Below are 11052 nucleotides of genomic sequence, written 5' to 3' on the forward strand. Positions count from 1 at the left end.
ATAATTAATTTATTGTGATAAATTCGGGTGAATCAATAGTTTCAAATTCAATTGTAACGGTATCTCGGTAATTTAAACCTAATAATGATGAAGCACCCCCTACATTTTCTAAATTACTTCGGTAAATAGCAATTTCTAAAAAATCGGCAGAATTAAAAAGGGCTAATTTTTCGCCATCATAATTTCTTTTTTCTATAGGAATTGAGTAATCTACAATTTCATTATAGCTTTTATATATTTTTTTAAAGTAATTACGTTTAGCGGTAATTGTAAAATTACGTCCTTTGCCTACAGTGTTAAATAATTTTTTAGTAATATTAGTAATTACGTTACCATAATTATCTGTATAAATAACACCACCTATAATAAGTGTTTGAAGTTGATTTACTTTTGGCTGAATTTCAATAATTTTTTTATAAGTAGTAATTTCTTTGCCAATAACATTTAAACTACCACCTCGAGCAATATGTGAGGCAACTTTTACAAAAACATCTAAAACAGGAAAACTAGTTTTTATATGATTATGAATGTTAATTTCAACAATTTTTGAAGGTTTAATTTCTGATGCAATCATTGCTATTAGTCCATTATCAGGACATATAAAGTAATGATTGTCTAACTCAATAGCAATGTGCTTGTTTTCTACACTTAACTCAGAGTCTACCCCTATAATATGAATCGTTTTTTCTGGAAAACTTTTATAAGCATTTTTTAAAATGTAAGCAGTTTCTGTAATATTAAAAGGCGTAATATGGTGTGTAATATCAACAATTTTAGCTTCAGGTAATTCACTATAAATAGCCCCTTTTACCGTCCCTACAAAGTGGTCTTTTATTCCAAAATCGGTAGTTAATGTAATTAGTGGCATTAATTTAATAGCTTGTTAATTAGTGTGTTGATTTATTAACTTAAAAATTACAGCAAAACTACATAATTCAATAAAAATAATCATTATTTTTAAACTGAATAAAATTAAAATATTTATCACTTGAACGAACGTATTATAGAATTAACAGAAATTGACCCTAATGATTTCTTTGGAGCTCAAAATAGTACCATTACGCAACTTAAAAAGTATTTTCCGAAAGTAAAGATAGTAGCCAGAGGAAATAAACTTAAAATTTATGGCGAACCCGAAATTTTAGACGAGTTAGAAAAGCGTTTAGCAATGCTAATTAAATACTTTAATAAGTATAATAAATTGGATGAAAATAGTATTGAACGTGTTTTAACATCTACCGGTAAAGAGGAAGAGATCCGTAAATCAGGTAAAATAAAAGATGTTTTAGTGCATGGTGTTAATGGTAAATTAATAAAAGCACAAACAACCAATCAACGTAAAATGGTTGATTTAATGGGGAAGAATGATATGCTTTTTGCAGTAGGACCAGCAGGAACAGGTAAAACCTATACAGCAGTAGCATTAGCTGTAAAGGCATTGAAAGAAAAAGAAGTACGTAGAATAATATTAACACGACCAGCTGTAGAATCTGGAGAGAATTTAGGATTTCTTCCAGGAGATTTAAAAGAAAAATTAGACCCATATATGCAACCTTTATATGATGCGTTGCGAGATATGATACCTCATGAAAAATTAGAATCACATTTAGAAAAAGGGATCATACAAATAGCACCTTTAGCATTTATGCGTGGGCGTACCTTAGATAATGCTTTTGTTATTTTAGATGAAGCTCAGAATACAACGCATAATCAAATGAAAATGTTTTTAACCAGAATGGGAATGCACGCCAAGTTTATTATTACTGGAGACCCTGGTCAAATAGACTTACCCCGCAAACAAGTTTCTGGGTTAAAAGAATCATTATTAGCTTTAAAAGATATTAAAGGAATTGCAATGGTTTATTTAGATGATAAAGATGTTGTACGTCACCGCTTGATAAAAAGCATAATTAAAGCATATAAAAGTATAGAGACTGAGTAGTGTTAAAAAGAAAAATAAATACCATATTTTTGCAGTTAACAACACAACAAAAATATAATGAATACAATTAACGAGACTAACTTTCAATTTCCAAAACAAAAGTCAGTTTATAAAGGTAAAGTAAGAGAAGTATATAATATAAATGACGAGTTATTAGTAATGATAGCTTCTGATAGATTATCAGCTTTCGATGTTGTTTTACCGCGTCAAATACCTTTTAAAGGACAAATTTTAAACCAAATTGCAACCAAAATGATGAACGATACAGCTGATATTGTTCCTAACTGGTTAGTATCAAATCCTGATGAAAATGTAGCTGTGGGGCATTTATGCGAGCCTTTTAAAGTTGAAATGGTTATTCGTGGTTATATGTCTGGTCATGCAGCACGTGAATATAAAGCAGGTAAAAGAGTTTTATGTGGTGTTGAAATGGCAGAAGGAATGAAAGAGAATGATAAATTTCCAGTTCCAATTATTACACCTTCAACAAAAGCGGATAATGGTGATCATGACGAAGATATTACGAGAGAAGAAATTCTTTCTAAAAAAGTAGTATCTGAAGAAGATTACATTGTTTTAGAAAAATATACAAGAGCTTTATTTCAAAGAGGAACAGAAATAGCTGCATCTCGCGGACTTATTTTAGTAGATACTAAATATGAGTTTGGTAAAACAAAAGACGGAAAAATTGTTTTAATAGATGAAATTCATACACCAGATTCTTCACGTTATTTTTATGCTGATGGATATGAGGCTCGTCAAGAAAAAGGAGAACCACAAAAACAATTATCAAAAGAATTTGTTCGTCAGTGGTTAATTGAAAATAATTTTCAAGGAAAAGAAGGGCAACAAATACCTGAAATGTCTGATGATAAAATTATTGAAATTTCTAACAGATACATTGAGCTATACGAACAAATAACAGGAGAGAAGTTTGTAAAAGCAAATACAACAAATGTATTAGACCGTATAAATAAAAATGTAGTTAGTTTTTTGAATGGACAGCAATAAACTAACTATTAGACCAGTTTTAAACTTGTCATCTGAAATACCTATTGAAGATTTTCAGAATAAGACTGTACGCCCAATTTTAAAATTACAACATGATTTATTACTACAGTTTTTCATTTTTTTCTGTAATAAGCAAAAAGTGGATATTTTAAATGTAGAAAAAGAAAAGTTTAATAAAGCGGTGAATAATATCACTAAAAAAAATATAAATTTAAAAAATCAGTTTTTAGGTTTAGTTATAGGTCAGTTTACTGTTAGTGAATTTGAATTTTATAAAGAAAATAATACTGATATTAATAAAAGAATTTTAATGATGATTGGCCAACGAATTAAAGACAGTCAATTAGAAATTAAAGATTTTAAAACAAACAATAAATGATAATAGAACCAAGAACTAGAGGGTTTATTTGTTTAACATCTCACCCAACTGGATGTGAACAAAATGTAAAAGATCAAATTGCATACGTACAATCGAAAGGAAAAATTGAAGGAGCTAAAAAAGTATTAGTAATCGGTTCATCAACAGGTTTTGGATTAGCATCAAGAATTTCAAGTGCTTTCGGATCAGATGCAGCTACAATTGGTGTTTTCTTTGATAAACCAGCAGCAGAAGGTAAACCAGGATCACCAGGTTTTTATAATACAGCAGCTTTTGAACAAGAAGCTGAAAAAGCAGGATTATACGCAAAAAGTATAAACGGAGACGCATTTTCAAACGAAATAAAAGAACAAGTTGTTCAGCTAATTAAAGAAGACTTAGGTCAGGTTGACTTAGTAATTTATAGTTTAGCATCACCAGTAAGAACGCATCCCGAATCAGGTAAACGCTTTAAATCGGTTTTAAAACCAATAGGAGAGGTGTTTACAAATAAAACAGTAGATTTTCATACAGGAAAAGTATCAGAAATATCTATAAATCCAGCCGAAGGCGAAGATGTTGCTAATACAGTAACAGTTATGGGAGGTGAAGATTGGAAAATGTGGATGGATGCATTACAATCAGAAAACTTATTATCAGAAGGGGCTACAACAGTTGCTTATTCATATATTGGGCCAGAAGTAACAAAACCAGTTTATAGAAACGGAACAATTGGTGCTGCAAAAGATGATTTAGAAGCAACTGCGTTCAAAATTTCAGATGATTTAAAGTCGATTAACGGTAATGCTTATGTTTCAGTAAATAAAGCATTGGTTACCCAAGCAAGTTCTGCAATACCAGTAATTCCATTATATATTTCTTTATTATTTAAGGTAATGAAAGAAAAGGGAATTCATGAAGGGTGTATTGAACAAATTCAGCGTTTGTATAGCGAACGTTTATTTGGTGGCGATTTAGATTTAGATGCCAAAGGAAGAATTAGAGTTGATGACTGGGAAATGCGTGAAGATGTACAAGCTGAAATTTCTGAATTATGGAAAAAAGCAACTACTGAAAATTTAGCTGAGTTAGGTGATTTAGAAGGATACAGTAATGAGTTTTTTAAGTTATTCGGATTTAAAGTCGACGGAGTAGATTATGATGCTGATGTTAACGAGCTTGTTAAAGTACCAAGTATTCAGTAAATCAAAAAAATAAATTGAAAGCCTCATAGATATAAAGTCTATGAGGTTTTTTAGTTATATTTAATTTTTAAATTAAAAGATGAAAACAGCTACCGTTAAAATATTAAAAGACGAACTAAAACATAAGAATACGAACGAATTATTAGAATTATGTTTAAAATTAGCTCGATTCAAAAAAGAAAATAAAGAATTATTAACCTATTTATTGTTTGAATCACATGATGAAGAGAGCTACATTTTGGGAGTTAAAAAAGAGATAGACATTTTATTTGAAGGAATTAATACCAAAAGCTACTTCTTCATAAGAAAAAGCATGCGTAAAATATTAACAAGCACAAAAAAATACATTCGTTTCTCAAAAAAAAAAGAAACAGAAGTAGAACTGCTCTTATATTTCTGTGTAAAACTTAAAAACTTTAAACCATCAATACAAAAAAGCCCGCGATTACAAAATATATTAACAACGCAAATAAAGTTAATAGAAAAATTAATGGCTACGTTACACGAAGATTTACAATATGATTTCCGTTTAGAGTTAGATAAATTATAAAAATATTTCTCGTTATTCTGAATTTGATTCAGAACCACATCTAATAAAATCTATTAAAAATAAAAGTGATAAAATATTCTTGATAACGTCATTCCGAAATTATTTATTGCCAATTAACCGAAAAAAAATATAATTTTTTTACGTAACTTATTCGAGCAAAAACAAAAACTTCAAAAAATGCCAAATTATACATTAAAAATAAACGGAAAATCACATTCTTTTTCTGCGGATGATGATACGCCTTTGTTATGGATTTTAAGAGATGAATTAGAAATGGTAGGTACAAAATTCGGTTGTGGAATTGCACAATGCGGTGCTTGTACAGTACATGTAGATGGCGCAGCAATGCGAAGTTGTCAATTAAAAGTATCAGAGTTAGATAATGAAGAAATAACAACGATTGAAGGTTTGTCAAAAGAAGGAAATCATCCGTTGCAAGAAGCTTGGGAGGAAGTTGATGTTCCGCAATGCGGATATTGCCAAGCAGGGCAAATAATGACAGCGGCATCATTTTTAAAAGAAAATCCTAGTCCATCTGAACTCGAAATTCGAGAAGCAATGCATGGTAATTTATGCAGATGTGCTTCTTACAACCGAATAGAAAAAGCAGTAGGAATCGCCGCTAAAAAAATGTCTTAAAAATTAAACTTATGAGTACATCAAAAAATAAAATTACGTTTAGTAGAAGGAGTTTTTTAAGAACATCGGCATTAGCAGGTGGCGGAATTATGATTGGGTTTAATTTGTTTACCGCATGCAAGCCCAATGTAAAACCATCAGTTGATATTGAAAATTTAAATTTTAATGATTTCAATGCATTTATTCAAATATCTAACGAAGGTTATGTAACTATTTATTCTCCAAATCCAGAAATTGGGCAAGGTGTTAAAACTTCTATGCCAATGCTTATAGCCGAAGAACTAGATGTTGATTGGAATAATGTACATGTAGCACAAGCTCCATTAGATACTAAAAATTATAAACGTCAGTTGGCAGGAGGGAGTCAATCAATACGTTTTGGTTGGGATGCTTTAAGGCAAACCGGCGCCACAGCAAAACAAATGTTGGTAAATGCTGCCGCTGTAAAATGGGGCGTAGATCCAGTAACATGTAAAGCATCAAACGGAATTATAACGAATGCTAAAGGAGAAAATTTAGGATATGGAGATGTTGTAAAAGAAGCAGCTGCTATGAAAGTTCCTGAAAATGTAACCTTAAAAAAACCTGCCGAGTTTACAATTATAGGTAAAAATGCAACCAATGTTGATTTAAAAAAAATAGTAACAGGTAAACCTTTATTTGGTTTAGATTATAAAGCTTCAGGTATGGTATACGCTACCGTTTTAAGGCCACCAGCATTTGGTCAAATATTAGCTTCTTTTGATGCTACTGAGGCTAAAAAAATAGCGGGAGTAATAGATGTTATAACAATAGGTGAAAAAGTAAGAAAGTTTTTAGATTCGGGTAAGTCAAATTGGACCTTTAAAATGTCAGAGTCTGATAAAGTAGTGGTCATTGCCAAAAATACTTGGGCGGCAATTAAAGGAAAAAATGCTATAAAAGCTGTTTGGAAAACCAGTAGTAAAAAATTAGAAAATACTGAAACTCATGATGAAATTCTAAATGATATTTTAGATGCTAAAGATTTTGATGTACGTCGTGAAGATGGAAATATCGAAAAAGCATTTGCAGTAGCAGATAAAATAGTTGAAAGAACGTATCATTCACCTTTTTTACCTCATAATTGTTTAGAGCCAATGAATTTTTTCGCCAATGTTACTTCAGAAAAAATTGATTTAATTGGTCCAGTACAAACTCCAGAATTTGCAGCGATGGTAGTTTCAGAAATGCTAGGTAGAGATTTAGCCGATGTTCAAGTGCATATGACAAGAATGGGAGGAGGATTTGGTCGACGTTTATATGGTGATTTTGTATATGAAGCTGCTGAAATATCTAATACAATTAAAAAGCCTGTAAAAGTTATATCGACAAGAGAAGATGATATGACTACAGGGGTTTATCGCCCAGCAATAAAATATCGAATTGCAGCTTCAATTAAAAATAATAAAATTACAGGATATCATTTAAAAGAAGCAGCTATTGATGGTAATATGTATGGGTTAATACCACATTTTTTTCCTGCAGGATGTATTGCAAATTATAAAGTATCTACAAAAAATTATCAAAGTGATATTACAACAGGGGCATGGAGAGCTCCGTATACTAATTTTTTAGCCTTTGCAGAGCAAGCCTTTTTTGATGAGCTAGCAACAGAATTAAATGTAGATACTGTACAATTGCGTATCGATTTATTGCAAAACGTAAAAGATACTCAAGATAAAAAGATTGAGTATTCAGGTAAAAGAATGGAAGACACCATAAAACTAGCTGTAGAAAAAGGAAATTGGGGTAAAGAAAAAGAAGGTGTTTATCAAGGTTTTTCTGCATATTACAGTCATAACACTCATGTTGCAGAAGTAGCTGAGGTTGTTTTAAAAGACGGATTGCCCGTGGTTACAAAAGTAATTGCAGCGGTAGATTGCGGAATTGTAGTAAATCCAACCGGAGCAATAAATCAAGTACAAGGTGGTGTAATCGACGGAATTGGACATGCAATGTATGCTGATTTAACTTTCGAAAAAGGGAAACCATCTAATAAAAATTTTGATACCTATCGATTAATAAGAATGAATGAAACACCTAAGGTAGAAGTACATTTTGTTAAAAACGAATTATCGCCAACAGGGTTAGGTGAGCCAGGATTGCCCCCGGCAGGTGGAGCAGTTGCAAATGCAATTTATAAAGCTTTAGGAAAACGTTTGTATAAACAACCGTTTATCAATCAGTTAAAACAACCATAAAAACATAATTAAAAATAAGTCTTAATAGAAAAGATATCGATTTCGATATCTTTTTTTATTTCAAGTCATTAAGGAGGTTGTCAATTTTGAAAATTTCTTAAAAAGCATTATTTTCGCAGCATAAAATTACAAAAGTAATAATGGTAAAAGATTTATTTGAAAGAATTAAAGAAGATAAAGGGCCTTTAGGAAAATGGGCAGATAAAGCAGAAGGTTATTTTGTATTTCCTAAATTAGAAGGGCCAATTTCTAACAGAATGTCTTTCAACGGTAAGAAGGTAGTTACTTGGAGTATCAACGATTATTTAGGGCTAGCAAATCACCCAGATGTTTTAAAAGCAGATGGAGATTCAGCTGCTGCTGATGGGTTAGCATATCCAATGGGAGCGCGTATGATGTCTGGCCATACAAAGTATCACGAGCAATTAGAGCAAGAGTGTGCTGAATTTGTAGAGAAAGAAGCAGCGTATTTAGTAAATTTCGGGTACCAAGGAATGGTTTCGGCCATCGATGCTTTGGTAAATAAAGATGATATTATTGTGTATGATATGGATACACATGCATGTATTATTGACGGAGTTCGTTTACATGCTGGTAAACGTTTTGTGTACCGCCATAATGATATAGAAAGTTGCGAAAAAAATTTAAAGAGAGCAACCAGGATGGCAGAAAAAACTGGTGGAGGAATTCTATTAGTTTCAGAAGGAGTTTTTGGAATGCGTGGTGAGCAAGGTCGTTTAAAAGAGATTGTAGCTTTAAAAGAAAAATATAACTTTAGACTTTTAGTTGATGATGCACATGGTTTCGGAACTTTAGGTGAAGGTGGAAAAGGAACAGGTTTTGAGCAAGGGGTTCAAGAAGGTATTGATGTTTATTTTGCAACATTCGCAAAATCAATGGCAGGTATTGGAGCTTTCTTTGCAGGAGATAAAGATGTAATTCAGTATTTGCAATATAACATGCGTTCGCAAATGTTTGCAAAATCATTACCAATGCCAATGGTAAAAGGAGCATTAAAGCGTTTGGATATGATGCGTACAATGCCTGAGTTAAAAGAAAATTTATGGAAAATTACAAACGCTTTACAATCAGGTTTACGTAATGCTGGTTTTGATTTAGGAACTACGCAAACATGTATCACTCCTGTATATTTAAAAGGAGAAATACCAGAAGCAATGGCAATGGTGCAAGATTTACGTGAAAATCACGGGGTATTTTGTTCAATTGTAGTGTATCCAGTAATTCCTAAAGGATTAATTATATTAAGATTAATTCCAACAGCACGTCATACACAAGCAGATGTTGATGAAACAATTGTAGCTTTTTCAGCAATAAGAGAAAAATTAGAAAACGGAACTTATAAAAAAGTAGCCGAAGCAATTATGGCTAAATAGCAAAATGCTCAGAAAATAAAAAAAAACTCATGAAATATTTCATGAGTTTTTTTGTTTTAAAAAGAAACGAATACATTTGGTACTACTTATTGATACTAAAAAAAATGAAAAAGTTTTTATACCTATATATAATATTACAAGTTACCGTTCTAAAAGCGCAAATACAGGACACTTTACCTGATTTTAATAATGACTATTTTTTAGTCAAAAACGGAGATAGTTTAATGATTGCGTTAAATGAAGTCGCTATCTTACCAAAGCACAAATATAAAACAGCATCAGACGCTCGTTATTATTATTGGTTTAAACGTAAAGTTTTCAAAGCGTATCCTTATGCAGTGCTAGCTATAAAAAAAATTGATAGTGTAGCGACACACTTATCGACATTAAAATCAAAAAAAGCGAAAAGAAGATTCGTAAAAAAAACACAAAAGTACCTAGAAGAAGAGTTGACAAAACCATTAAAAAAGTTAACAAGAACCGAAGGACGAATTTTGCTAAAGTTAATTCATCGACAATCAGGGAAAACAGCCTTTAATAATGTAAAAGAATTACGAAGTGGTTGGAAAGCGTTTTGGTATAACGCAACAGCTAATATGTTTAAGTTGTCATTAAAATCAGAATATCTTCCTAGTCTTGAAAATGAAGACTTTTTAATAGAAGATGTGTTGCAACGAGCATTTATAGAAGAGAAGTTAGAATATCAAAAACCTAAATTGAAAAAAGATTATTTATCTATAGTATCAAAGGGCAGAGGGTATATTGATGTAGAATTCTACAAGGAGATGTTTGCAAAACAACGCAAAAAGCGTGCTAAAAAGAACAAACGAAAAAAAACGTAAACAAAATCATTTTTACTACAATATAAGTTTGTTATTTTTATGGCGCGACAATTTTTCGCAAAAATTGTCGGGCTTTCACTCCTCGCTTTTTAGCTTTACCAAGTAAAAAGAGCTCAAACAGATCGTTCAATCCCTCGCGCAAAACTATTTAAAGATGATTATATAAAATAAAAAACAGCTAACTATCTAAAAAACAACACGAAGTAAAGAGCGTCAAAAAAAACATAAAATAAAGCATTGTCATGTTAAAAAAGGGATCTATATTTGCACCCGCTAAGGGAAAAACGCAAGTTTAAGATTAGTGAAAGTTCATAAAACATTGTTAAGATATCATCAAGAAAAGATTAAAAATAAGTTGCAAATAACTTGTTTAAATCAAAAGAAAGAAAGTATCTTTGCAGTCCGTTTAAAACTCGGAAGTTCATTAAAAACATCGCGAAAATAAACTAAAAAAAACTTCAAAAAAGTTTTGTCAGTTTTTAAAAAGTTTATATATTTGCAACCGCTTTAAGAAAGCGAAAACGATCAGAGAAATTTTGGAATGATTTGGTAATAAAATCAGTTAGTTCGAATCTAACATTTCTACAAGAAGTCTGAGAAGGTAATCAAGTTGAGAATACTTGCGAGTGTCGACTCGACACGTTCATTGAAAATATTGAAATTGACAGCGTAAACAAAGAGTAGAATAACCATGTTTAACTTCGTTAAACAAATTCTTTTGAAACTTATTCATTAATATTATTTAAAATATACAATGAAGAGTTTGATCCTGGCTCAGGATGAACGCTAGCGGCAGGCTTAACACATGCAAGTCGAGGGGTAACATTGTAGCTTGCTACAGATGACGACCGGCGAACGGGTGCGTAACGCGTATAGAATCTGCCTTGTA

Annotated in this window: 10 protein-coding genes and 1 rRNA gene; 10 read left to right on the top strand and 1 reads right to left on the bottom strand. The window is 31.5% G+C overall.

Annotated features, from left to right (window positions below; all coding sequences use genetic code 11):
* Window positions 1–4: 4 nt before the first annotated feature.
* Window positions 5–868 carry an SAM hydrolase/SAM-dependent halogenase family protein gene (locus BA195_RS13150; RefSeq protein WP_068706205.1) on the bottom strand — a complete coding sequence of 288 codons (864 nt, stop codon included), beginning with the start codon at window positions 866–868 and terminating at the stop codon, window positions 5–7.
* A 120-nt stretch (window positions 869–988) separates the two neighbouring features.
* Here BA195_RS13150 and BA195_RS13155 point away from each other — a divergent pair, with 120 nt between their 5' ends.
* The 10 genes from BA195_RS13155 to BA195_RS13200 all read left to right on the top strand — a co-directional run.
* On the top strand, window positions 989–1942 hold the full coding sequence (locus tag BA195_RS13155; protein WP_068706207.1) for a PhoH family protein: 954 nt from the start codon (window positions 989–991) through the stop codon (window positions 1940–1942).
* Window positions 1943–1999: 57 nt separating this feature from the next.
* Window positions 2000–2953 carry a phosphoribosylaminoimidazolesuccinocarboxamide synthase gene (locus tag BA195_RS13160; protein WP_068706209.1) on the top strand — a complete coding sequence of 318 codons (954 nt, stop codon included), beginning with the start codon at window positions 2000–2002 and terminating at the stop codon, window positions 2951–2953.
* Window positions 2940–3332, top strand: coding sequence for a hypothetical protein (locus BA195_RS13165; protein WP_068706211.1), 393 nt, complete (start codon window positions 2940–2942; stop codon window positions 3330–3332). The genes BA195_RS13160 and BA195_RS13165 overlap by 14 nt, the downstream gene beginning before the upstream one ends.
* On the top strand, window positions 3329–4516 hold the full coding sequence (fabV, locus tag BA195_RS13170; RefSeq protein WP_068706213.1) for an enoyl-ACP reductase FabV: 1188 nt from the start codon (window positions 3329–3331) through the stop codon (window positions 4514–4516). Before BA195_RS13165 ends, fabV begins: the two co-directional genes overlap by 4 nt.
* Before the next feature lie 79 nt (window positions 4517–4595).
* Window positions 4596–5066: a hypothetical protein gene (locus tag BA195_RS13175; protein ID WP_068706215.1), complete on the top strand. Its 471-nt coding sequence runs from the start codon at window positions 4596–4598 to the stop codon at window positions 5064–5066.
* A 177-nt stretch (window positions 5067–5243) separates the two neighbouring features.
* Entirely contained in the window at window positions 5244–5705 is a 462-nt protein-coding gene (locus BA195_RS13180) for a (2Fe-2S)-binding protein (protein ID WP_068706217.1), read from the top strand.
* Window positions 5706–5716: 11 nt separating this feature from the next.
* Window positions 5717–7927 carry a xanthine dehydrogenase family protein molybdopterin-binding subunit gene (locus BA195_RS13185; protein ID WP_068706219.1) on the top strand — a complete coding sequence of 737 codons (2211 nt, stop codon included), beginning with the start codon at window positions 5717–5719 and terminating at the stop codon, window positions 7925–7927.
* Window positions 7928–8067: 140 nt separating this feature from the next.
* Window positions 8068–9321 (top strand): aminotransferase class I/II-fold pyridoxal phosphate-dependent enzyme, encoded by a 1254-nt coding sequence (locus BA195_RS13190; protein WP_068706221.1) that lies wholly within the window; start codon window positions 8068–8070, stop codon window positions 9319–9321.
* Window positions 9322–9425: 104 nt separating this feature from the next.
* Window positions 9426–10163 (top strand): DUF4294 domain-containing protein, encoded by a 738-nt coding sequence (locus BA195_RS13195; protein WP_068706240.1) that lies wholly within the window; start codon window positions 9426–9428, stop codon window positions 10161–10163.
* Window positions 10164–10914: 751 nt separating this feature from the next.
* Window positions 10915–11052, top strand: a 16S ribosomal RNA gene (locus BA195_RS13200); the annotation flags it as partial.

The organism is Tenacibaculum soleae, from assembly GCF_001693415.1.
Lineage (GTDB): Bacteria > Bacteroidota > Bacteroidia > Flavobacteriales > Flavobacteriaceae > Polaribacter > Polaribacter soleae.

Bases quoted from the DNA above. Each gene is read 5' to 3' on its own strand.
- BA195_RS13150 (WP_068706205.1), bottom strand. From the start codon at position 868: ATGCCACTAATTACATTAACTACCGATTTTGGAATAAAAGACCACTTT.
- BA195_RS13160 (WP_068706209.1), top strand. From the start codon at position 2,000: ATGAATACAATTAACGAGACTAACTTTCAATTTCCAAAACAAAAGTCA.
- BA195_RS13165 (WP_068706211.1), top strand. From the start codon at position 2,940: ATGGACAGCAATAAACTAACTATTAGACCAGTTTTAAACTTGTCATCT.
- fabV (WP_068706213.1), top strand. From the start codon at position 3,329: ATGATAATAGAACCAAGAACTAGAGGGTTTATTTGTTTAACATCTCAC.
- BA195_RS13175 (WP_068706215.1), top strand. From the start codon at position 4,596: ATGAAAACAGCTACCGTTAAAATATTAAAAGACGAACTAAAACATAAG.
- BA195_RS13180 (WP_068706217.1), top strand. From the start codon at position 5,244: ATGCCAAATTATACATTAAAAATAAACGGAAAATCACATTCTTTTTCT.
- BA195_RS13185 (WP_068706219.1), top strand. From the start codon at position 5,717: ATGAGTACATCAAAAAATAAAATTACGTTTAGTAGAAGGAGTTTTTTA.
- BA195_RS13190 (WP_068706221.1), top strand. From the start codon at position 8,068: ATGGTAAAAGATTTATTTGAAAGAATTAAAGAAGATAAAGGGCCTTTA.
- BA195_RS13195 (WP_068706240.1), top strand. From the start codon at position 9,426: ATGAAAAAGTTTTTATACCTATATATAATATTACAAGTTACCGTTCTA.